General features: G+C 34.6%; 15 protein-coding genes and 1 pseudogene. 4 read left to right on the top strand and 12 right to left on the bottom strand.

Annotated features, from left to right (window positions below; genetic code table 11):
* Positions 1–54: 54 nt before the first annotated feature.
* The 3 genes from F6K15_RS19800 to urtE all read right to left on the bottom strand — a co-directional run bounded on the left by F6K15_RS19800 (position 55) and on the right by urtE (position 5,984).
* Complete coding sequence (locus tag F6K15_RS19800) at positions 55–819, bottom strand: PEP-CTERM sorting domain-containing protein (protein WP_293063484.1); 765 nt, start codon at positions 817–819, stop codon at positions 55–57.
* Positions 820–2,882: 2,063 nt separating this feature from the next.
* Positions 2,883–4,631, bottom strand: coding sequence for a hypothetical protein (locus F6K15_RS19795; RefSeq protein ID WP_293063483.1), 1,749 nt, complete (start codon positions 4,629–4,631; stop codon positions 2,883–2,885).
* Positions 4,632–5,231: 600 nt separating this feature from the next.
* Positions 5,232–5,984, bottom strand: coding sequence for an urea ABC transporter ATP-binding subunit UrtE (gene urtE, locus F6K15_RS19790; RefSeq protein ID WP_293063482.1), 753 nt, complete (start codon positions 5,982–5,984; stop codon positions 5,232–5,234).
* Between the two features lie 63 nt (positions 5,985–6,047).
* Here urtE and F6K15_RS19785 point away from each other — a divergent pair, with 63 nt between their 5' ends.
* Positions 6,048–6,542 carry a hypothetical protein gene (locus tag F6K15_RS19785; RefSeq protein ID WP_293063481.1) on the top strand — a complete coding sequence of 165 codons (495 nt, stop codon included), beginning with the start codon at positions 6,048–6,050 and terminating at the stop codon, positions 6,540–6,542.
* A 419-nt stretch (positions 6,543–6,961) separates the two neighbouring features.
* Here F6K15_RS19785 and urtD read toward each other — a convergent pair whose 3' ends face one another.
* Both urtD and urtC read right to left on the bottom strand, forming a co-directional pair.
* Positions 6,962–7,711 carry an urea ABC transporter ATP-binding protein UrtD gene (gene urtD / locus F6K15_RS19780; protein WP_293063480.1) on the bottom strand — a complete coding sequence of 250 codons (750 nt, stop codon included), beginning with the start codon at positions 7,709–7,711 and terminating at the stop codon, positions 6,962–6,964.
* Positions 7,712–8,199: 488 nt separating this feature from the next.
* Positions 8,200–9,339 carry an urea ABC transporter permease subunit UrtC gene (gene urtC / locus F6K15_RS19775; RefSeq protein WP_293063502.1) on the bottom strand — a complete coding sequence of 380 codons (1,140 nt, stop codon included), beginning with the start codon at positions 9,337–9,339 and terminating at the stop codon, positions 8,200–8,202.
* 768 nt (positions 9,340–10,107) lie between these two features.
* Here urtC and F6K15_RS19770 point away from each other — a divergent pair.
* Positions 10,108–10,335, top strand: a complete 228-nt coding sequence (locus F6K15_RS19770; protein WP_375341075.1) for a hypothetical protein — start codon at positions 10,108–10,110, stop codon at positions 10,333–10,335.
* Between the two features lie 521 nt (positions 10,336–10,856).
* Here F6K15_RS19770 and F6K15_RS19765 read toward each other — a convergent pair.
* Positions 10,857–12,017, bottom strand: a complete 1,161-nt coding sequence (locus F6K15_RS19765; protein ID WP_293063478.1) for a branched-chain amino acid ABC transporter permease — start codon at positions 12,015–12,017, stop codon at positions 10,857–10,859.
* Between the two features lie 1,065 nt (positions 12,018–13,082).
* Positions 13,083–14,357: an urea ABC transporter substrate-binding protein gene (gene urtA / locus F6K15_RS19760; RefSeq protein ID WP_293063476.1), complete on the bottom strand. Its 1,275-nt coding sequence runs from the start codon at positions 14,355–14,357 to the stop codon at positions 13,083–13,085.
* A 1,014-nt stretch (positions 14,358–15,371) separates the two neighbouring features.
* Between urtA and F6K15_RS19755 the strand changes: the two are divergent.
* Positions 15,372–15,866: pseudogene (locus F6K15_RS19755) on the top strand (SGNH/GDSL hydrolase family protein); the annotation flags it as partial.
* Between the two features lie 785 nt (positions 15,867–16,651).
* Here F6K15_RS19755 and F6K15_RS19750 read toward each other — a convergent pair.
* From F6K15_RS19750 to cobN, 5 genes are all read right to left on the bottom strand, one after another.
* Complete coding sequence (locus F6K15_RS19750; protein ID WP_293063474.1) at positions 16,652–17,263, bottom strand: hypothetical protein; 612 nt, start codon at positions 17,261–17,263, stop codon at positions 16,652–16,654.
* Between the two features lie 60 nt (positions 17,264–17,323).
* Positions 17,324–17,452: a hypothetical protein gene (locus tag F6K15_RS19745; protein ID WP_363268320.1), complete on the bottom strand. Its 129-nt coding sequence runs from the start codon at positions 17,450–17,452 to the stop codon at positions 17,324–17,326.
* 591 nt (positions 17,453–18,043) lie between these two features.
* Positions 18,044–18,211: a cobaltochelatase subunit CobN gene (locus tag F6K15_RS19740; protein WP_293063499.1), complete on the bottom strand. Its 168-nt coding sequence runs from the start codon at positions 18,209–18,211 to the stop codon at positions 18,044–18,046.
* 87 nt (positions 18,212–18,298) lie between these two features.
* The gene (locus tag F6K15_RS19735) at positions 18,299–18,472 is read right to left on the bottom strand and encodes a cobaltochelatase subunit CobN (RefSeq protein ID WP_293063498.1); all 174 of its coding nucleotides are present in this window, start codon (positions 18,470–18,472) and stop codon (positions 18,299–18,301) included.
* Positions 18,473–18,559: 87 nt separating this feature from the next.
* Positions 18,560–24,118, bottom strand: a complete 5,559-nt coding sequence (gene cobN / locus F6K15_RS19730; RefSeq protein WP_293063472.1) for a cobaltochelatase subunit CobN — start codon at positions 24,116–24,118, stop codon at positions 18,560–18,562.
* Between the two features lie 691 nt (positions 24,119–24,809).
* Between cobN and F6K15_RS19725 the strand changes: the two genes are divergently transcribed.
* Positions 24,810–25,301, top strand: a complete 492-nt coding sequence (locus F6K15_RS19725; RefSeq protein WP_293063470.1) for a hypothetical protein — start codon at positions 24,810–24,812, stop codon at positions 25,299–25,301.
* Positions 25,302–25,387 lie beyond the last annotated feature (86 nt).

The following is a 25,387-nucleotide window of genomic DNA, read 5'->3' as shown; positions in this document are numbered from 1 at the left end:
GGGATGATGGGATGCTAATGTTTGCATCATTTGGGTGGTAAAGATGAAAATCAATTACTTGTTTTTACGCTTTAATGCACCCAGAGCAGATCCCAATAAACCAAGACTTAGAAGACTCATTGTTGCAGGTTCAGGAATACTCTCACCTTCACTCAGAATACCGCCTCCTTCTTCTAGTGCAACTAGGTCAATGTTGATATCACCGTCGTATCTTTCACCGGTGTTGGTATCTTCGATATAAAACCAGTGAGAGAAGCCTTCGTTTATATTCTTGCCATTAGCTCCAAGACCCATTTGACCTTTGTGTGTCTCACTCATATCTATTAGGGAAAATGTATCTGTAGAATCATTATCACCATACCATTCTCCTATTTCAGTTAATAAAGACTTACTACTGTCAATGGTGTAATAACTCCAATCATTAACATCCACGACGCTGTAAGGGTCATTCCGATTCAATTGTTGTTTAGCTGCAAGATTTGGAGCGATCGCTCGTCCTTCTTGTAAATTCCCCAGGGAGTTGAACCAAACATCTACTGCGAATTTTTTATTCCCTGCACCAATGTTACCGATTAAATTAATTGTGCCATCATCATACTCATTGAAGAAAGCATCACCCTCAAAATCAAAATCACTTGATATATCAGGTATCCAGAAGGCATGATTATGGTCAGCACTATGATATTTGTCTGAAACAGCTTCATCTGCTTGCCAAGTGTTTACGATGTTAGCTGCTGCTGCTTCTTTTGCTTGACCTAATGTACCTAATGCGATGGAACCTAAAGCGAATACGGAAGTTAATAATTTAGTTGCTTTCATTGGTTTTGTTCTCTTGAACTGCGTGTTGTTTGTTTCATTAAATCTAATATAACTACTACAAAAGGCTAATAGGTGAAGGATGTGTGAAGATTTGCATGAGTTTGATGAAGGTTATAAAGATAATACTTTAAGTCTTTCCCTGCTTGAGTTTCATCTGTTTTTGAAGTGGTAAAATTTGTGTTTACTCTGTAGATGCAACTAGAAATTGTAACTTTTCTGACAAAATAATCTGCTTAAATCTGGTTAATTTGTCACTTCCGCAATATTTTATGGAAAAATAATTGCTAGATAAAAACATCTGAAAAGTATATTTAGAAAGCTTTTAGACAATATTAAATTCAAAAAAATTAGCCAATTAAATCCGTGCTGACACTTACGTTATTTCCGCTATCAATATATCAACTTAGTGCGATCGCTGAGTCTATTTCTAGAAGTAGTGCAACAAAATAGAAAAAGCGATCGTAAATTCTCAGATAATTGCACGAGTTTAAAGCAAATATAGCCAATAGACATCTAGTGGAGAGCGGGGAGCAGGGGAGTGGGGTAGTAAGGGAGTAGGGGAGATTGAAGTAATCAGAACTTACACATGAGGTACGAAAAACTAGGATTTGAGATTGCTTTCCGTTCCGGACTGCTACGCAAACTCTGTGGGTCGCTTCGGACGAAAATACGTTGCAGACGCGTAAGTCCTATTTATAATTCTATTCACACTTTTCAATATTAAATTTCCCCATCTCTCTCAACTATATAATAAGTATTCGGCGTTGTTGACTACTCCCCTGGCTAAAGCCGAGGGGATTCTAAGTTGATACTACGCAACAGGATAAATCCTTGTTGCTTCGTCTGTTCTTAGCTGACCAAAGATATATTCTTTGGGGACAAGTCAAAGTGCCCCTACACAGTCGGCATAGCGTCTAAACCTAGCTTTCTGCTTACTTTTATGATGATATTTGCAGCCCCATTACAGTCTGCAGTCTTCACACCAATTATTACCTGCTTTATACAAACCACGCTGTCTTGATGCAGTCGCTCATGGGGGAAACCCCCTTTGGCGGCGCTGCATCGCTTTATTCTTTTTCCTGACGGTTTCCAATTCCTGGGGTTTTTCACCATAATTAGGTAGATAGTCACCATCTAAAGATGAAGCGACACTTGTATAACTGGCGTTGGTGTTTCTATAAATATTATTCCAAACTCTTGACATAATTGAGCTATTCTTTTCGGTAAAATAAAATACATCCGATTAAAATCCGACTCCTGGCCTTTCATCCATCGCTTAAAAGACGATGGCTTTCATGCTCCTGTGTTATTTAGGTAAAGCGCGTGTATGATATTAGTCTTAATTCTTTAGGAGTCAACCCACCCCTCGCCCCTCCCCCGACCGTGGAGGGGAACGACCGAGTCAGGACTCAGGAGTCAGGAGGGAAGAAAGACAGAAGAAACCCCGAGTAGAAGGAGAAAGTTTTTCGGGGAGCGTAAAGGTCACGGAGTTCTATCGCGCTCTTATCTGGACATGGTATCATACCTCAAATTACCAACCCCAAGTATTCAACCGAATTTGATATCAGAAAATAAGTTTTTTCATCACTAATTAGGGCTTGCTGAATAAAGCCAAAAGTCAAGATGGCTAAGGTAATTGAGCTTTTTATATTCAGTTTTTCTCCTAGTTATTTGCTCTTATTGGCATCAATTTACTGAAATTCTCTGCTGAAATTCAAGAAAATTTCTTCACATAAAATGGCCGAAACTGTTGCCTGTTCCCCCACAAATCGACCCGTCTCCGCGTCTGGTGTGTCCCCGTGTCCTACCCCCACCAACCAATTTTTTCAGCAATTATTAATTACTAGACAGTGCAAAGTTCTTGGAATAACTATTGCTAGCTAAGGCTTTCAGCGATCTAAAGGTTAAAAAAATTTCATTCACAGCTGTAAGTACTGTAAGCCTTTGCCAGTAATACTTTCAGTCTTCAAAATAAACCGTTTTTTGGGAGAACTTTGTACTCTCCAGATTAATTATTAATTATTAATTATTAATTATTAATTATTAATTGTTGAACACCTACTTCAACGTGGCCAAGAAATTCTAGTACTAGCAGCAATATAACGAGCTACAGCAGCAGCACCATAACGGTTTAGGTGACTGGGGTCAAAAAAATATTCATTTTTGGCTAGTTGAGGCTGATATAAATTGAAATTTAGGAATGTAAAGTTATTTTCTCTTGCCCGACTTAGCATCCATCGATGAAAGTCTTCTTCAGCAGACCAACGCACAGAATCTAAATAACTATCAGAAAGAGGTAAATTAACAAAAACTAAAGGAATATTGCGAGATTTAGTAAAATTAACAACAGAAGTTAATGCTGTAGCCTGAGTACCCCCAAGATAAAAACTAGCATAGTCGCCATCATAAAGCCCTGCGACATAAGGTCGTCGCTGATAATAATAGGAAGGATTAAATCGCCCATCCATTGGCAGAAACCCATTCGCATCAATAGCATTGGCAACATCGGCGATCGCTACTGCTTGTACAAGTTGAGTAGAATATTGAGGATGGGATGTTAGGTTCGAGTAGTTTTGGGATGAAGGTTTATAAGAATATTGGGTAGTCTTAAAATAGTCAGGATAAAGAGTATTAGAACTATTCCCTACTCCGGTATTTCCTCTGTTACTGGGTGTTCCTTCTGTTGCTGCGCGTTCCCATAGCAAGGTTTCCTCACCTGGTTCCGACAGCTTGAGTCTGTCATCGACGTGGGGTCGCACCGTTGTTACCTTTTCCCTATAATTAATTTCCATTGCTTCTCCTCGCGATATCTCAAAAGGAGAGTAGGGAGGTGCAAATACGTTATAAGGTTTGGGAAATTGATAACAGGTAGAAGCAAGGTTAGACTGACCTTGAGGTAACTGGGGACGAACACCAGAAAGTAATTTTCTTTTTCCCTCAGAAGCAACAATTGAATTATAAGTTCGATCTACCCGTCCACTATTAAAAGCTCGTACTCCATCCGCCCAGATAATTAATTTTGGCAGTTGATTATTGCTCAAAAGTTGACGCAGTTGAAAGTCTACTACTCTAGCAGTTGCCCCATTAATGCTAAAGTTAAATATGTTTAACGGACGATAGCCTTTAGCTACTAAATATTGTTGTAGTTGTTGCGGATCGACCCCATATAAAGCGCGGGAACTGCCTACAATTAAAACATCTGGCGGACCAACAGTAGCAACGAAAGACATATAAAGCTCTAACTGGGTGTCGAGAACATCACTATTGAAGGAAACAGGATTATACTGAGAACGTGCAGAAGCTGCTTGTTTTTGAGAGTAGGCTAAATTTCTCATATACTCAACAACTTTTTTCTCGGCAAAAGCACGTCTGGGGTTTCCTGGGGGTACAGCTTGCATCCAAGCTACTGCCTGTACCCATTCTTGGGCGACCTTATCCCACTGTTGTTTAGTTCTCGCGGACTGAGCTAACTGTGAGGCTTTTGTGGCAAACCTAACTGCTTGACTAAATGGGTCTACAGAAGCACATTGAGTAGCATTGGAATTTTGAGAAACTAGAGAAATTTGTGAGTTATATTCTTTGGCGGAAGTTAAATCACAGTTATTGACTGATATAAGATTTTTCTCTGAAGTAGGAGATATTTTGCTTTGAAACTGTTGAGTGGGAATACATCCAACAGTTAGGGTTAGCAAAATAGTTGCCGTCAAAGATTTAAGTAAGCTAGATGAAAGTCTAGCATTATGGAATTTATTTTCTATATTTTGTTGCCAACTACGTTCAAGAGTGGCGTCGGATGAATGGATTTTAGTCACCTAAATTCCTCTCCAAATTTATATGTAATATTTGTGGTAGATTATAATACCTTTTTCGGCAAGTTTATTTGTCAAAAGGAAGCTGGAAACAGGTAATAGGCTAAAGCTTAACTAGGGCAAGGGTTTTTAGCTTCTTTTTAGGAAAGAATAATTTTTTTATATATAAGATTTAGGATTACTATATGTCTTGATAAGAATGGAAGGTTGAATAGCTTTAGCAGTTATATAAAAATGCTTTTTATTTTACCGAATAATTAAGGTTGAAAGCCTCTCCTTTAAAGGAGAAAAAAGGTAATACCATTTCTCTGTAACAATGCGCTTAATAATTCTTGCTCAGACCTTATTAAACTGACTATTCTCATCTTTATATTAAGTGCAAATTCATGGATAAATGGTATAAGCATTTTATGCGGACTGCTGCACAAACAGCTATTATCTGTTAGCTCTCAGCTATCATAAAGGGGTTTTAATGAAAAGAGACTGTTTTAGCCAGCTTTTATAGTTAAGTATAAAATCTGCCTCAATTAGTAAAGTTTTTATCTACAACTAAAAGCAATAGCTGATTGCTGAAGTGCTGACGGCTGAATGCTTACTTTGATATTAAACTGCTAAAAATCTTTGGATTACTTCTTGACTTAAATCTGTAGTATTTCCTGATGCCACAATTCCTCCTTTTTGCATTGCATAATATCGGTCTGCTTTACGCACGAAATGGAGATGTTGTTCTACTAATAAAACAGAAATACCTCTACTTTTAATAATATTTCTCACCGCTGTTTCTATCTCTAAAATAATAGAAGGTTGAATACCCTCGGTTGGTTCATCTAACAAAAGTAAATTGGGCTTACCCATCAATGCACGAGCGATCGCTAATTGTTGTTGTTGACCACCACTCAAATTTCCTCCCATTCTAGATAACATTGTTTTTAGAACAGGAAATAACTCAAATATTTCTTCGAGTATTTCATTTTTTCCTTTTCTATTTTCTTTTCTTGCTTCTAGACCAAGCAATAAATTTTCTTTTACTGTTAATCTGGGTATAATTTCTCTACCTTGGGGTACATAACCAATACCTAGACGAGCGCGTTGGTCTGGTCGCAGAGTAGCGATCGCTTGACCCCATAAATTAATTTTTCCTGTCCGTGGTCTGAGTAGTCCCATTACTGTTTTTAGTAATGTTGTTTTGCCCACTCCATTTCTACCGATTAAACATACCATTTCTCCAGGTTTCACCCTTAAATCAACATTGCGCAAAATATGACTTTCTCCATAAAATACATTTATATTAGATACTTGTAAGGTGGTATGATTTATTTGATTTTGTCCAGCTTGATTGGGTAGATTAAAATTCATAATTTTTTGATGTTTTTTGATTTTCTATTTTAATTTAGTAAAAACTATAGTGCTAGAGTAAAAATGACTATCATTGGAACCAGAGAAGCAGCTTTTTTGTTAGGTATTTGTTGTCAACGAGTTAGAGTCCTTCTTGCTCAAGGTAGAATCAAAGGGGCTTACAAACATAAAGGATTCTGGCGGATTCCTCTATATAATAGGATGCCTGTTGTTATACCAGGTAAAAGAGGTCCTCAAGGTGTTTGGTGTAAGGGGCTACGACAAGCACCAACAAGGATTCATGTAAATCAAAGGAAAATTAAAGCTAATGGTAAGAGAATCAAAAACGATCCTTTGATGACTCCTGAACAACTGGTACCAGTAATTACCATGAAACAAGGAGAGCATAATGATTTGGGTTATCAAATGGAAATTCATGGTGAGTGCCGTATAGTATATCAGCCTTACAATCCTCTATCCTGCGGGGCAACTTTGTGGATAGAAACTTATTCTCCGGTGCAATTTGTTGATACTAAGTTTAATCCTTCAAAAGCAAGGCGACCTTATAGATATACCTGATATTTCAACTTTAAACATTTCAAGTTTTCAGTAAAACCAAGCGCGATAAAATGTTTGGTAAAAATTTCTGTTGCTTTTTGCCTGTAAGCATAGCTTTGTCACATTATTTTTTCGAGCATAGTATGAGCGATCAATTTTTATACTATCAAAATAATCCAACGGATGAAAAATAAATAAAATAGTAATACCAATAATACCAATTTCATAAAATATTACTAAAGTCAAAATATAGGGACTAGGGAAAGAAAAGTATTATAAAAAAGAGGAAAAAATGTTTAATTTTTATAATTTATGGAATTGATTATTTTTTATTGTAGGAATAAATTACCAATTAAGATGCAACTACCTTTTTTTAATTTGGTATAAAAAATTAGGTTTGAAAACGGAAAAATAGCTTTTCGTTAGCATATTATCATACCTCAAATTTTTTCAACAGCTCCTAAATAAACTTCTATAACTCTTGCATCATTCTGCACCTCATCCATAGTTCCTTCACAAAGTACAGAACCTTGATGTAAAACAGTTACTTTTTTGGCTATTTGACGCACAAATTCCATGTCATGTTCAATGACAATAATTGAATGACTAGCAGCCAAGTTTAACAAAAGAGAACCTATATTTTCTGTTTCCTCATCAGTTAAACCAGCTACGGGTTCATCTACTAATAATAGGTCGGGAGATTGAGCAACTAACATACCTATTTCTAAACGTTGTTTTTCTCCATGAGATAAAAAAGCTGCTTTAATATTTGCTTTTCCTACTAAATTTATAGTTTCTAATAAACCAGCCACACTTCTAGTTTCTGCTGAAGGAACCTTACGAAATAAAGTAGCAATTACTCCTTTATGGCGATTCATAACTAAATCTAAATTTTCTTTGACAGTTAAATTCAAATAAATCCTTGGTGTTTGAAATTTACGCCCAATTCCCATACAAGCTATTTTATGTTCGGGAATTTTCATTAAATTCTCACCTCCAAATAATACTTTTCCTGTTGTTGGTTGAACTTTGCCAGTAATCACATCTAAAAAAGTAGTCTTTCCAGCTCCATTGGGACCAATAATAACTCGCAATTCACCAAAATCCATCGTAAAATTAAGGTTATTTAGAGCCTTAAAACTATCAAAACTAACTGTTAAATTTTGAATTTCTAAAATATTTTCTACCATTTTTTCACCTCATCTGAATCTAATTAGGGCTTGCTGATTAATTAGGGTTGGCTGAAAAACTCTTTTAGTAGGAATAGGAGACAGGAGACAGGAGGAAGGGGGAATTATAGAGGAGATAGTCGGAAGAATCGTCCCTTAATTTTTCTGCCCAACTCTTGAGCAAAATCCGCTCATTTTTGAACCATTACCACCTAAAACCTTGCACTTTTTGATACTTAAAAAGGCTAAAACTTTTATCTGTATTAGATTTAATCAGCAAGCCCTAATTATCAAAATATTGAATGATATTGGTTTTAGCGTTTGAGAGTTGAAAAAAGTACCAGCTTTTCGGTGTAAAAAGCTCAAAAAGCTAGTATCTTGGAATGATTATGGCAGAAAAATTGAGAGACAAAACGCCCGCTCCTACCTCCTCGCTCCCAAGCCATTTCTCCTGTCTCCTGTCTCCTGTCTCCTACCCCTACAAAAAGACTTCCATAAGCAAACCCTAATTATTCTTTTTCTATTTTTTCCTTTTCTAGCTGAACTTCTGGATTTTCATCTACATTAGGATAAGTCATAAGTGGCTGCGATAAACCCAGGAGCGATCGCAACTTTAGCCAAGCATATTCTTGCCACCAACCGACTATTCCATTAGGTAATATTGTCACGACTAATAAAAATAACGCACCTTGAAAAAATAACCAGATTTGAGGAAATTGTTCGCTTAAAAAAGTTCGTCCGAAATTAACTAATAATGTACCAATAATTGCGCCAACTAAAGTTCCTCTACCTCCTACTGCTACCCAAATAACCATTTCAATTGAAAAAGCTACTTCCATATAACTAGGAGTAACAATGCCGCTTTGAACTGTATATAATGCTCCAGAAATTCCGGCAATGGCTCCAGAAATAGCAAATACTAAAACTTTAAATTCTGTAGGATTATATCCAGAAAATCTTACTCTAGTTTCATCGTCTCTAATGGCAATTAATAGACGACCAAATCTACCACTTGTTAACCAACGACAAATTAAATAAGTGGCGACAAGACTAATAATTGTTACTTCATAAAATATTAATTGTGCTTGGTCTGAGCCTGCTAAAATACCGAAAAATTTTTCTGTGTCTGTTTTTAAACCGTTTGTACCGTTGATTAATTTTTGTTGACCGTTGAAAAAGTTAAAAAATACCAGTAAAGCTGCTTGAGTAAGGATAGAAAAGTAGACTCCTTTAATTCGATTTTTAAATACTAGATAACCGAGAATTGCTGCCACAATAGCAGGGATAATTATAATTGCTAAAATTGTGAGAGGAAAAGAGTGAAAAGGCTGCCAAAATAGGGGAAGTTTTTCGACACCATAAAGAGTGAAAAATTCTGGTAATTCTCCTTCTGGCAATTGTAGTTTGAGGTACATTGCTAAAGCATAACCTCCTAATGCAAAAAATATGCCATGACCTAAACTTAATAAGCCAGTATAACCCCAGATTAAATCTATACCTAAAGCCACAATTGCTAGAGAGAGAAAACGCCCTAATAATTTTAGTCTAAATCCTGGTAAAGTTAATGGCATTATGATGGCAAAGATTAAAATTATTGTTGTTATTATGCCGATTTGAGTTAATAATTTCTGATGTTTATTTTGGATCATATTCATAATTAGGGAGTAGGGAGTAGGGAGTAGGGAATGGGAAATAGTAATATGGGTAGCAGAATTTATGAGATGAATATTTAATGCTAAAATTTAGAATGTGAAAGGTATTTAACAACCGGTTGTAATCCACGATTTTAGATGTTTTAGTTGAGTAGAATAGGGAATAAGCAAAAAAAATCACCCTGTTAGTTGTACCACATTAGTCTGGAACCTGCTGTATTATTTGTTCAATTTTTGGAGGAAAAATTATTCCTAAACAAGCACAACTCTTACAATGTTATATCCTAATTTTGTTGGGGAAAAAGATTTTATTTACCAATTAACTCGATCAGATTAGATAAGGGTATTCATTAATTGATAATTGATAATGGATAATTGATAATTACCTCGGGTTTTAACCGCTACGGAATTGAATATAAGGAAATATTATTTCTTCTCTTGGTCGATTGGATATGGTTAGGAAACCCATCCATCCCACCGAACGGGTGCGCTCCGCTTTTTCCTAGGTCATGCTGCGCAAACATGTCGGCGACAGCCGTTAACGTAGTTATGCGAAGCAAAACGACCGCTGTCTTGGTTGATTGGATATGGCGAGGAGACCTCGCCATCCCTCAACCGCTTTTTTCCCCTTAAAAGGGGAGGCTTTAAACCAAAATTATTTAATTATTAATTATTAATTATTAATAATTCGGTGAGAATACATTTATGTTAATTGAGGAAGATATTGAGATTCAAATTAAACCTAATGGTGAATGGAGCCAATGAATAAAAAAACCTGATTTTAAAACTATGACTTCTCAAGAGTTAAAAAGTTATGTTTTATCTCATCGAGATGATGATGAGGCTTTTTATGTTTATGTTTATCAAGTAAATGAAAGGAAAGATAGAGTAGTTTATCTGCCTTTAAAATCATTAGAATATTTGGATAAATTTCCTGAGTTTATTGAACAAATGCGTCAGTATTCCAGGAAGAATTTTTGGAAAAATACTTGATTTTTTTGTTTTGGTTTTGTAAGCATTCAACCATCAGCTATCAGCTATAGCAATCAGGAATCAGTTGTGAGAATTGAAGTATTCCTTAAAAGTAAAGAATATAGCAATTATTATATTCAGATGATACGTTTTTTTCTTCTTCTCTTTTGCCTGTTGCCTGTTGCCTGTTGCCTAAAAGTTTCCAATATTTCACAACTCAAATCATATTGCTATATTGCTTTTAGTTTTAGATAAAAGCTTGACTAATTGAGGCAGAATTTATACTTAACTATAAAATCTGGCTAAAACAGTCTATATTCATTAAAACCCCAACTTTTTATTCTTTCTCAATTTCAAAGGTTGCTTTTACCTTCCCCAAAATTAATAGCTGAATTGCGCAGTTCCGACCTAGGAAGCTAGCTAATAGCTGACGGCTAAATGCTTAAATTTTTGACTTTTGACTTTATAGTTCCATATTTTTAACTTTTGATTTTTAACTTTATAGCTCCATATTTTTGACTTTTTACTTTTGACTTTTGACTTTATAATTCTACTCCTCGACCTTTTTGCGGAAATAGACCTGCTGGTTTAACTTGTAAAAAGACAATAATTAAAGCAAATACTGTTACTTTTGCCATGCTGGTAGTTGCCAAGAAATTGAATAAGTCAGTCAAAAATTTTAGACTTTCTGTATTTCCCAAAATTAAAGCTATAGTTCCTGAACCAATCAAATAATTTGTAATGCCAATTCCCATAGCAGCAATAACAGTACCAAATAAATTACCTACCCCACCAACTACCACCACCATAAAAGCATCTACTATATAATTTTGCCCTGTATTCGGACCGACTGAACCTAATAATGTAATTGCACAACCAGCAATTCCAGCTAACCCCGAACCTAAAGAGAATGTAATAGCATCAACCAGGTCTGTTGAGATACCCAAACAAGCACTCATACTTCTATTTTGGGTAACAGCTTTAATTCTTAAACCCCAATTTGATTTATTCAAAAATAAGTAAATACCTAGCAAACTTATAGCAGTTAATATAATGATAAAAATCCGAGAATATGGTAATTGAAACTCACCAATAGGTAATCCACCTTGTAACCAAACAGGGGCAGTAACATCAACATTTCTAGAACTAAACCAAGGTTTCGTTAAGGTAGGACTTGTCAATAAAAATCCCGAGGTAGTGGCGATCGCTAAAGACAGAAAACAAATAATTGCTATTGCTAAATTTTTAATTTTTTCCCAATCAGAGCGACGTTTTTTGAGGAAGTAAACACTGCCAAAATAAAACAGACAAAAAACTGTTATTCCGATAATTAATACTCCATTTACACTGCGGACAAATTGACGCAAAATCAGACTAACTCCCCAAGTTGCTAATAGAGTTTCTAAAGGTCTGCCATAGAGAAAACGTATCACCCCTTTTTCTAAAATTAAACCAGCGATCGCTACAACTATAAAGGCAATAGGAATGGCGAAAAAAATATAAATATTAGAAATAGGTTCACCCATGCCATTACAAATATTTTGAACTACGAAAGTAGTATAAGCACCTAACATCATTAATTCACCATGAGCTAAGTTAATTACTCCCATTAATCCAAAAATAATAGCTAATCCTAGAGCGACAATTAATAAAACTGAACCAATACTTATACCGTTAAATATGGCGATTAATAATTCTTGCATTTTAATTAAGGTAAGGAAGAGGGAAGAGGGAAGAGGGAAGAAGGAAGAAGGAAGAAGGGAAATAATGACAAGAGATTAGTCAGTTATTAGATAAAATGGAGTCACCTCTAGGCAGAAATTTCCAGCTTTTCTTTTTTTTCGTTCTTTTTAATAATTACTCCAGAATTAGGAATAATAAATCAAGGGAAATAATGATAAGAGACAGGGGTGCATCTCATATTTACAAAAATACTTTTTTCCTATTCCCTGTTCCCTATTCCCTCAGAGCGATAAATTTTTGGCTTTCTTCAAAACTGAGATGCACCCAGAGACAGGTAAGTTTTCGGATGAGACACAACTACTTCTAGGCAAAAATTTCTAGTTTTTCTTTTTTTCCGTTCTTTTTGATAATTACTCCAGAATTAGGAAGAAAAATATTCGGGAAATAATGATAGAGACAGGTCAGTTATCAAATAAAACGGAGCCACCTCTAGGCAGAAATTCCAGCCTTTATTTTTTTCCGTTCTGATAATTACTCCAGAATTAGGAAACTGAAATGACCATCTGAAAAAGCGCTGTAATTAGTGAGCTATTTAAACCAACTAATTACAGCACACAAAATCAGAAATTTTATAGAAACATTAAACCTACATATTTATCTACCACTCGTACAAAATTCTACTCTAATTTATGACGTAAGCATTCCACTATTAGCTGTCAGCTATCAGCAACAAGACTCTCTCATATAGGACAGTGTTTAAATTAACAACTAACTTTATTAAAGACAAGGGAGCCAACTTTTTTAGTAAGACAATTAATAAAGCTTTTATCCTAAATTAAAAAGTAAGCATTCAGGTATCAGCATTCAGCATTTCCTACAGAATGCTGCGCAAACAGATGCATGAACATATTCAAGAAATTATTAAGGTTAGCTGAAGACATTTTTTTTATAAGTTTTAATTCTCCTTGGAGACTAATTCCTCTTTTGAGCTGATCATGAGCTAATAATTCATAGCTGATAACTGATAGCTGACGGCTGAATACTTACATTAAAAGTAATAGCTGATAACTGATAACTGATAACTGTTAACTGACTTTATATTTACCACCTTTATTAGGGTCACTCCAGTCACAAGCAAACCCCTTAGTTGCTGGAACAAATTGATTCCAAGGTATAGGTTTAATAGCTCCTTCAGTAGACCAAACTATATTAAATAAACCATCATCACGAACTTGACCTATTCTCACAGTCTTAGAAATATGATGATTAGCATTCATAGTAACTAAACCTTCTGGAGCATCAAAAGTTTGTCCGATAGCCGCCATTCTTACCGCTTCTAAATCATCAGCAGAACCAGCTTTTTCCACTGCTTGTTTCCAAAGATAAACCATAATATAAGCAGCTTCCATCGGGTCATTTGTTACTCGATCTGCACCATATTTTGCCTTAAAATCTGCCACCCATTTTTTATTAGCTTCTGTCTCAACAGTTTGGAAATAATTCCAAGCAGCATAATGACCTACAAGAAACTCTTTACCAATTTGTCTAACTTCCTCTTCAGCAATACTCACCGACATGACCGGATATTCTTCCGGAGTAATACCAGCACCTTTCAACTGTTTAAAAAAGGCAACATTACTATCGCCATTCAGACTATTAAAAATAACTCCACCATTAGGTAAAGCCTGTTTAATCTTAGTAATAATTGGAGTAACTTCTGTATTTCCTAAAGGTAAATAATCTTCACCAACAGTAGTACCACCCTTAGCCTTTAACTGCTCCTTAATAATCGTATTTGCAGTGCGAGGAAAAACATAATCAGAACCAACCAGGAAAAATTCCTTTCCCTTATTTTCTAACAACCAATCTACAGCAGGTTCAATTTGTTGATTAGGAGTAGCACCCGTATAAAAAATATTTTTCGAGCATTCTTGACCCTCATATTGCACCGGATACCAAAGCATATGATTCTTAGATTCAAAAACAGGCAAAACAGACTTCCGAGAAGCAGAAGTCCAACAACCAAAAACAGTAACTACCTGGTCTTGCTCAATAAGTTTATTTGCCTTCTCGGCAAAAGTAGGCCAGTCAGAAGCACCATCCTCTACAATTGCTTCTATTTGCTTACCTAATACACCACCAGCAGCATTTATTTCCTCAATAGCTAACTTTTCCGCTTCAACTACCGTAGTTTCGCTAATTGCCATTGTGCCACTGAGGGAATGGAGAATACCCACTTTAATTGTGTCAGTCTCAGATGTAGTGTTATTAGCACCACCACAAGCTTTGAGAAAAATACTCGTACCTAGAGCAGCCGAACTATAAATTAAAAATTTCCTGCGTTCTAATCCTTTACCCATGAAAAAAGCACTCTACTATGATTAATGTCAAACTTAACTTTACTACAATTAAACATCTGGAGAAAAAGATATAGAGTTTTTTTCAGAGTAGGCAACAAGTAATACCATTTCTCACGCAAGAATGCTATGTATCATTGGGTGGGGAAGTGTGGGAGGTGGGGGGGAGGGTTGAAAGTAGGAAAAATCTATACTAACCGACTAATAATTGTCAAAAAAAGACTTTAAATCTTGGTAAATATTTGACTGTTGAAGTAGAACTGAAGCATAGCATTACTTTCGGGAATTGGTATAACAGGGAAGATATTTTTAGGAAAAAGGTAGAAAAAATTTTAGTGACTTTGACTTATAATTCTATGCAGTGGTTTAAATAAAATTACTTATTTTGTGGAATAGATGCCAATTATGGAGATGTGGCGTTCTCTTAAGGATTTCATTGCGAGGTAAGGCGATCTCCATTTTCTAGGAGAGGATAGAAATTGTCTTTTTTTCTCTAGGTAAGATTATTATCATTTTTGCCTCCTAGTAATTATTGCTAGTATTTAGTTTATAAGCATTCAGTTTTTCCTGTAGAATGCTACACAAATAGCTTTTTAAAAAATCAAAAAATACTAAGGTTAGTTGATAACAATTTTATGAAAATTTTTATAACTTTTAGCTCTTTCCGGATATTAATTTCTCCTTCCAAGATAATGAGTTAATAACTCATATTTTTTTTGATAGTATTAATTTTACTTGCAGTTTGAGGACTTTTCGATTATGAACAAAAACAAATTGATAATTATCTGCTTATCAATAATTATATTAGTTTCAGTAGGGCTGAATTTCCTATTTTTTAACAGAAGTAGAAAATTTTATTTACAATTAAACTCCCTACAATTAAATCCACTTGCCATAAAATTTTATCCTGTTGATACTAATCCAAAAAAGACTAAAAATCCCAATCAAAAAAATGTAGTTTTTTTTTGAGATTCTCGTGCCCGTGGTTGGAATTCACCCAAAGATTTTGATAACTTTAATTTTATAAATAGGGGAATTTATGGGCAAACTACAGCGCAAGTTTTAGGAAGATTGAATCAACATATTAAACCTTTATCTGCGGATATTATAATAGTTCAAGTAGGTGTAAATGATTTATACAGAATTCCAATATTTCCTGAGAATAAAGAGACAATTATTTCTGAGTGTAAATCGAATATAAAAGAAATTGTCAGGCAATCTCGTCAGCTTGGTGCTGTTGTTATTCTGACAACTATTTTTCCTATTGCTGAAGTGCCACTTGAGAGAAAACTTTTTTGGTCGCCAGATATAGTAGTTACAGGAATTAAGGAAGTAAATGATTTTATTTATTCTTTGGAAAAAAAGGATGTGATAATTTTCGATACAAAAGAGATTTTGGCGAATGAACAAGGGAAAGTTAGGGAAGAATATAGTAGAGATTTCCTTCATCTTAATCGCGCAGGATATAAGGCGTTGAATGAAAAATTAATACCTATTTTAAAAAGGTTATAAATTTGGTTGAATTTGAATATAGCAATTTTCGTACTAATAAGGTGTAAAATTCATTTGTTTTAGGCAACATAAAATCAGAACAAAACAGTACCTTACCAATGGATAATTGATAATTCATCAATTATGTTTAAAGCCTCTCTTAATAATTAATAATTAATAATTGATAATTGCGGAAAGCTTTCCTTTCCTGCGGAATGCTACGCAAACGGAACATGAAAAACAAAGTTATGCGCCAGCAAAACAAAAATAATTATCCATTATCCATTATTCATTATCAATTAATGAACTTTTATGGTTAATAGCAAATGTAGTAGCTAGTATTATTTTGATATAGTAATTCTAAATGATTTGTGAGAATTTTTCTAATAGTTAAGATTGAGAAAAATCTTGAAAATTCTGACTCCTGACTCGTAACTACCACAAAAATATTACAATTGAAATAGGATGGCTATAGTTATCAGGAATTAATAGCCTACTATCTGAAAATAAATATTTTTATTTAGATAAAAATTATAGGTAAATACGGTAAAAATAAGACTAAAACTTATCTTTAAATGTATTAAGATACAGACTCATATACTTTTTTTATTACTTTATTACCGAATAATTAATAATTAATAATTAAATAAGTCGCGCCTTGAAGCCTCCCCTTTTAAGGGGAAAAAAAAGAAAATATTCCTTATATTCAATTCCGTAACGGTTTTAACCAGAGGTAATTATCAATTATCCATTATCCATTATCCATTATCAATTAATGAATTCTTCCTTATTCTTTACTAAAAAGACTAGGCATTATCCCTTTTAGTCTCATTATTTGGTCTGTAAGGTTCTTCTCGTAATATATGACTAACTAATAGTTTTAGATAGAATAAAGGAAGAAACCATTCAAGTCCTACAGGTGTTTCTAACAGATAAATCGACAATACAATGGCTATACTATACAGAGTCAGTGCAACAGGACGTTGAAGATATAGTGGTATTATCAGAATTACTGTAGAAGCCACAACCAGATAGCCACCCACCGTAAAGATCCAGATAAAATCGAAGTCCATGTACAAGCAAGCGATCGTAGTAATTTGGACAAAATGAAGCAAAATGAAAGACATATGTTCTGTGAAACCTTGACCAGCACGGTGATACCAACGCTTCCCACTTGATGTTGAGTTAGTGATTATCCCGCCCATGATATCAAACCCAATGACAAAACAAATCAAGTATTGTGTTACTGACCATCCAAATTCACCTAAATACCCATAATATGCAGCAACAAAACCTGCAAATATCGGTACAACTGACTGTAGAATCATCTCTAGACGAGTAGCTCCGGGGCCACAAAATTTGTCAAAACCACCTTTAATACCCAAGCGTGGTTCAGGAAAGTTCCAATCTATTTTCATAGTATTTCCAAGTTAAATATACTAAGTAATAATTTAAAAATAACACTTTAAATTCCCTTTTCAAGTTATTCCTTTTTCTTCAATTATCCCTTCTGCTTCTAGAGCGATCGCCTGAAATTTTTCCAACATTTTTTGATTAGCTGACTGCCATAAACTTAGTTGATTTACTTCTAATAATTTTTCTGCCATATCCCGTAATGCCCAAGGATTTTCTGACTTGACTTTCTCATAAAATCATCAACTATTTGTGGGTACAAAGTACTTCTCAATTCTCAATTATTCCTTCTAAATTCTGAATTATAAATTCTCAATTATTCCTTCTGGTTCTAGAGCGATCGCCTGAAATTTTTCCAACATTTTTTGATTAGCTGACTGGCATAAAATTCGTTGATTTACCTCTAATAATCTTTCTGCCATATCCTGTAATACCCAAGGATTTTTTGAATCAAAAGGTTGGGTAAAAATGACAAAATTTGACTTGACTTTCTCATAAAATTTTTCACTATTTCTGGGTACAAATTACTTCTAAATTCTGAATTATAAATTCTCAATTATTCCTTCTGGTTCTAGAGCGATCGCCTGAAATTTATCTAAGATTTTTTGATTAGCTGACTACCACAAAATTTGACTTGACAAAATCTGACTTGACTTTCTCATAAAATTTTTCACTATTTCTGGGTACAAATTACTTCTAAATTCTGAATTATAAATTCTCAATTATTCCTTCTACATTCAGAATTTATAATTCAGAATTTTAAATTATTCCTTCTAAATTCTGAATTATAAATTCTCAATTATTCCTTCTGGTTCTAGAGCGATCGCCTGAAATTTTTCCAACATTTTTTGATTAACTGACTGCCATAAACCTCGTTGATTTACCTCTAATAATCTTTCTGTCATATCCCGTAATCCCCAAGAATTTTTTGAATCAAAAGGTTGGGTAAAAATGACAAAATATGACTTGACTTTCTCATAAAATCATCAACTATTTGTGGGTACAAATTACTTCTCTATTCTCAATTCTGAATTCTCAATTCAGAATTCTAAATTCTCAATTATTCCTTCAGCTTCAAGAGCGATCGCCTTAAATTTTTCCAACATTTTTTGATTAACTGACTGCCATAAACCTCGTTGATTTACCTCTAATAATCTTTCTGCCATATCCCGTAATCCCCAAGAATTTTTTGAATCAAAAGGTTGGGTAAAAATGACAAAATATGACTTGACTTTCTCATAAAATCATCAACTATTTGTGGATACAAATTACTTCTCTATTCTCAATTCAGAATTCTCAATTCAGAATTCTAAATTCTCAATTATTCCTTCTGCTTCTAGAGCGATCACCCGTAACTTATCTAAGGTTTTTTTATTAGCTGAATCCCATAAACCTCGTTGATTTGCTTCTAATAATCTTTCTGCCATATCTCGCAATGCCCAAGGATTTTTTGCTTGTATAAATGATTGTACATTTTCATCAAAAAGATAAGTTTCTGCTACTCCTTGATACATCAAATCTTCTACACATTTTGCTGTAGCATCGTAGGCAAATAAATAATCTATTGTGGCTGCCATTTCAAAAGCTCCTTTATAACCATGACGCATTACTCCAGCTATCCATTTAGGATTAACTACTCTGGAACGATAAACCCTAGCAATTTGTTCTTTTAATTGTCGAATTTTAGGGTTTTCTGGCATGGAATTATCTCCAAAATAAGTATCAGGATTTTTGCCAGTTAAAGCACGAACTGCTACAGTCATTCCCCCTTGAAATTGATAATAATCATCAGAGTCTAATAAATCGTGTTCTCTATTGTCTTGATTATGCAAAACTATTTGCATTTGTTGGAGACGTTGGGAAAATGCTTCGGGAGAATTTATCGCCCTTGCTTCCTGGTTATAACTATTATTAATTCCTGTATAAGCATAGCTACTCCAATTAATATAAGCTCTGGCTAAATCTTGGTCATCTTGCCAATTTTGAGATTCGATTAAACCCTGTAAACCAGCACCATAAGCTCCTGGTTTAGAACCAAATATTCTATATTGAGAACGTGCTTTTGCCTGAATTTCAGTTAATCCTAATTCTTGCCAATATTTGACTTCTTTTTTGACTTGAGCAGCTAAAGGATTTTCTGTTGGAGACTCATCTAAATTAGCCACAGCAATAACAGCTTGGTCGAATAAATCGATAATATTAGGAAAAGCATCTCTAAAGAAACCAGAAATTCTTAAAGTTACATCTACACGAGGTCTTCCTAATATTGAAATTGGTAAAATTTCAAAGTCAATAACTCTTCGAGAAGGTCTATCCCAGACTGGTTTTACACCTAATAAAGCAAGTGCTTCAGCAATATCATCTCCACCAGTTCGCATCGTAGAAGTTCCCCATACTGATAACCCTAAAGTTTGAGGATATTCACCATTTTCTTGAGTGTATCTTTCAATTAAATTTTCTGCTGCTAATTGCCCTATTCTCCAAGCAGTTTCTGTAGGAATAGCGCGAATATCTACAGAGTAAAAATTCCGACCTGTGGGTAAAACGTCTGGTCTACCTCTTGTCGGAGCGCCAGAGGAACCACTAGGGATATATTTGCCATCTAATCCTATTAATAAGTTGATAATTTCTTGATTAGTTTTTTGCAGAGAAGGTAGAAGATTTTGGCGAATCCATTCTAATTCTTTGTTTGTCTGTGAGAAGGGAGAGTTAATCAGATTTTGGTTAATTAAATTTTCGACTAAATTAGCTACTTTTTGTTCGATTAACTCAACAGCATCACCCAGGGTGCGACAAGATTTTCCATCTATAAATAAGTTCTGATTAATAATTGTAGAAAAATCGTCGGTGAGAGGATCAAAGTCTAAGTTTAAATCTTCAGCTAAAGCACGAGTTAAACCCAAACGAGTAGTACTAGGATGACGAGCGATCGCTACAATCAAATCTCGTAATTGTTGACCTTGAGGACATTGTCCAAATATATGTAAACCATCGCGAATTTGTGCTTCTTTTAATTCGCAGAGATAACCATCTACATTAGTAATTAATTTGGCAAATCTAGCATTTTCATCATTTTCAAATTTCTCTCCTCTTTTTAAATGGGGCGAGGATGTCAATAAATCTTTTTCTGTACTGGAGAAGTCGAAAGTTACACCTTCTATTTCTGTGACAAATTGCCCCCTATTTTTCTCAGAAGACGATAGGAAATCTAAGTCTTTTTCGGAACTGGAGGAGTTGGGAAACAAACTTTCTATTTCTGTGACAAATTGCTCCCTATTTTTCTCAGAAGACGATAGGAAATCTAAGTCTTTTTCGGAACTGGAGGAGTTGGGAAACAAACTTTCTATTTCTATGACAAATTTCTCCCTATTTTTCTCAGAATACCAGAGAAAGTTTGAGTCTTTTTCGGAACTGGAGGAGTTGGGAAACAAACTTTCTATTTCTGTGACAAATTGCTCCCTATTTTTCTCAGAATACCAGAGAAAGTTTGAGTCTTTTTCGGAACTGGAGGAGTCGGAAGTGACATCTTCTATTTCTGTGACAAATTTCTCCCTATTTTTCTCAGAATACCAGAGAAAATTTGAGTCTTTTTCGGAACTGGAGGAGTTGGGAAACAAACTTTCTATTTCTATGACAAATTTCTCCTGATTTTGCTCAGAATACCAGAGGAAGTTTGAGTCTTTTTCGGAACTGGAGGAGTCGGAAGTGACATCTTCTATTTCTGTGACAAATTTCTCCCTATTTTTCTCAGAATACCAGAGAAAGTTTGAGTCTTTTTCGGAACTGGAGGAGTTGGGAAACAAACTTTCTATTTCTATGACAAATTTCTCCTGATTTTGCTCAGAATACCAGAGGAAGTTTGAGTCTTTTTCGGAACTGGAGGAGTTGGGAAACAAACTTTCTATTTCTATGACAAATTTCTCCTGATTTTGCTCAGAATACCAGAGGAAGTTTGAGTCTTTTTCAGAACTAGAGAAGTCGAAAGTGACACCTTCTGTTTCTGTAGAAAATTTCTCCTGATTTTGCTCAGAAGGCGAGAGGAAGTCTGAGTCTTTTTCAGAACTAGAGAAGTCGAAAGTGACACCTTCTGTTTCTGTAGAAAATTTCTGCTCATTTTGCTCAGAAGGCGAGAGGAAGTCTGAGTCTTTTTCGGAACTAGAGAAGTTGGAAGTTACATCTTCTATTTCTGTAGAAAATTTCTGCTCATTTTGCTCAGAAGGCGAGAGGAAGTCTGAGTCTTTTTCGGAACTAGAGAAGTTGGAAGTTACATCTTCTATTTCTGTAGAAAATTTCTGCTCATTTTGCTCAGAAGGCGAGAGGAAGTCTGAGTCTTTTTCGGAACTAGAGAAGTTGGAAGTTACATCTTCTATTTCTGAAAAATTAGTAGAATTAATCCGTACATCCGTGGCAAAATTTGTGCTTTCTGAGTCTTTTCCTAAAAATGATAAATCTTTATCTAAACCTTCTTTTTCTATGAGATTAATTATCCGCTCTCGAATTACAGATAACCGAGATGGGTCTAAATTTTGTGCTTCATAATATTCATCAATTAAAGTTTCTAACTGTTGTAAAGCTCCATAAATTTCAGCACGAGTCATAGGTGGAGTTAAATGATCGATAATGACAGCTTGCGACCTCCGTTTAGCTTGAGAACCTTCCCCTGGATCGTTAACAATAAATGGATAAAAATGTGGCAAAGCTCCAAGAGCTATTTCTGGAAAACATTCTTGAGATAAACCGACACTTTTACCGGGCAACCATTCTAAATTTCCATGTTTTCCCACATGAATAATTGCATCTATTTGAAATTTTTCTCTCAACCAATAATAGAAAGCTAAATAATTAGGTGTAGGTTCTAAATCTGGAGCATGATAATTTAAACTGGGGTCAATATCGTAACCCCGCGAAGGTTGAATACCTACAAAAATATTTCCTAACTGAATGCCTGGAATGGGAAAATTATCAGTTTCTTTATCTTTCTCAAGCTCTGAAAAATCACTAGAAACATATTGGGAAAAAGATGAAGAAATTATCGTAGAATCAATCCGTACATCTTTGGCAAAATTCGTGTCTGTAACTGTGGGAAAATTTCCATCATTATCTTTCTCAAATTCTGCAAAATTACTATAAACATCTTTAGGAAAAGATGAGGAATTTTTTGTATAATTAATCCCTACATCCGTGGCAAAATCTGTGTCTATATCTTTCTGAATTTCAGAAAGATTGCCAGAAATATCTTGGGAAAAAGATGGTGAAATTTTTGTGGAATTAATCCGTACATCCGAGGCAAAATCTGTGTCATTGCTTCTTCCCCATCTCTGAATAATTTTTTCTCGTACAACTTCTGGCAAACTAGCAAAATATGTTTCAAATTCTGCTAAGGATAAAGACTGGAAAATAGGACGTAATTCACGACTTTCTAAATCATTTGTTACTCCAGAAGTAAGACGTTTAATTAATTCATCACCTGTTTCAGGAAGATTTTCCAAATAATAACCAGCTTGTTGTAAAGCTTGAAGAATTTCTACACAACTAGCAGGGGTATCTAACCCTACTCCATTAGCAAGACGACCGTCACGATTAGGATAATTTGCTAATATTAATGCGATGCGACGTTGAGATGCTGGAGTTTGTCGTAACTTAATCCAATTAGCAGCCAATTCTGACACAAATTCAATCCTATCTTGAACCGGAAAATAACTTACTACATCTGTTTCTAGACCGGAATTCCAAGTTTGAACTGCCTTAAAAGAAATTGCCCGACTAATAATATTTCCATCTACTTCTGGTAGTGCAATATTCATTGCCACATCCCGTGGCGAAAGACCTTGATATTGACTTTCCCACTGCTCAAAATTTCCACCACTAAAAATTACTTGTAAAACTGGAATATCTAAATTTTTCCCATTTCTTAACAAGGGAGGAAAAGACAAATTTTCTAATTCTGAATCTTGATTATCTTTTTCTTTTGGGTTTAATACCCCGCCGTCTATACGGTGTTGACAATTGGTTGGGGTTTGAGTCCCCATCCACTTTTTCCTTCTTCCTTCTTCAGTCACAACAGAAACAGCAAAACTTGTTGTGTTTAACAATAATTGAATTGCTTCAGCATTTTCAGGTTGAAAATATTCCAATATTTCTCCCTGTACTTCTACATCTCTAGGAGAAGAAACAAAGACTGGTACGGGTTCTAAATTTTTTTCTATTAAAGCTTGGCAAAGACCATCTATAGGAGCAACATTTCCAGACAAATAATGAGCGCGATAGAATAATATTCCGACTTTTGCTTTTGTGGTTTGCTCTTCTTTTTGCCAAGGATAAATTCCGACTCGCGGCACTGGTATAGGTAAGGCAAAATCATAATCTTTTCCCAGACAAATATTAGCGATAAACTTGAGACCATTAACAAAATTATCTACCCCACCTTCTATTAAATATTGCCAGAATTGATTAACTAGAGAAATTGAAACATTAGAATGACTAATTAAATCTGGATCTGGACGGTCATCTCCAGGAATTACTATTAGTTTTGCCCCTTCTTTTTCTATCACTTCTAGCAAGACTTCCAAACCATAAGACCAATAGGAGCGCCCCCCTAAAAGTCGAACAATAATTACTTTTGCCTTGGATAAAATATCATCAGCATAAGTATCAATAGTTAACTGTTGTTGTAAGTGAAGTAAATTAGCAACTCGCAGTTGTGGAAAATCAAAAGGTAACTTATTAACTGCTGCTGCTAAAGTTTGAATATCCGTATCTGCTGCTGTTAAAAATATTATTGGTGCGGGAGTTTGTTCGATAAAAATTACCCCTTCTGCTTGAGGGTTCCAACCACCAGGAGTAGCTGCTATTCGGTGCATATATTTGTCTTGTTTAAAAAACCTAATAATTTTACCATAAACTTGATTTTTTATACCAAGGAAGAAAGAAGAAAAATTTAGTTATCTAGGAGAGAAGGAGTAAATATTGAAAAAAAGGGAAAAATAATAGAGATAGCTGTCTACAATGAATTAGAACATCTCTTTTTAAGCATGTGCGATCGAGATACACTTTTTATAGCTTAATAAGTAAGCATTCAGCCGTCAGCTATCAGCTATCAGTTATTCATTCATTGCCTTGAGAGCAGGAATTAGTATTAAAAATTTCAAGGATAATTATAAAGTTTTGAAAAAAACTGACCTTGACATTAGCAGTGTATATACATTATCTATGAAACAGCTAAAAGCTGACCGCTAATAGCTGAATACTTACTTCATATAGGAAAAAAACTATAAAGCATGGAACAATTAGGATGGCTTTTAATATTACAGAACTACCAGAAAAAATCCTTAAGTTAACTGTATTGAGCTATAGATTCATCTACCTTCCTTGTTCCTTACTTAAAAAAATATTAACTAAACTGTATTGTTTTATAGCATTTTTTTTTCAAAGCTGTATTATCTATTAATACTTAGACTAAATGATCCGCACTTTAACTCCCGGAATTTTTGTGGCTAACGCTGTAGATTAAATGTAATAGCAATTAAATGATTTTTTAAATTAGAGATGGAAATGATACAAGTAAATTTGACAAATTGGAGAATATTTTCGATAGTATTATCAATATTTGTGGGAGTTGTGAGTGCTATGAGCGGTTATCTATTTACTAAATCTCAAATATCTCAAACTCCATCTATAACTATGGAAGTTCAAAAAAGTAATTCTCTAATATATTTAACAGGTACAGTTATTGAAAAACCTTGGAGTAAAACCACTGAATCTTGGATAGCAGGAGATAGTAATTATTATGTCTTAGATGTGGGAGATTTAGAAATAGAAAAACGTTCTGCTGAAGAAAGTATAATTATGCGTGCTTCAGAGGCGATCGCTTTTGAAAGTTTTGCCGAATATGTCGGGAAAAAAGTTGAAGCAAAAGGAGAATATGTTGATAGTAAAACATATCAACCGAAGAGTGCTTATGAGTCTTATCCAATGGGAATGGATGGCAGACCTTTACCTAGAGGTGCAGGATTTAAAGTTTATGAAATTAGGGTATTAAATTAATAGATATTAGTTGTTTGTCGCAATGAAAAAATTTGCCACCTCTAGTTTCTTTCCTCACCCAAGTCAGAAAAATTTCCTACCTTTTC

The sequence above is a fragment of the Okeania sp. SIO2B3 genome (assembly GCF_010672525.1).
In the GTDB taxonomy this organism is placed as follows: Bacteria; Cyanobacteriota; Cyanobacteriia; order Cyanobacteriales; family Microcoleaceae; genus Okeania.
The sequence above is the reverse complement of the archived record's forward strand: the minus strand, read 5'-3'. Positions and strand labels throughout refer to the sequence as shown.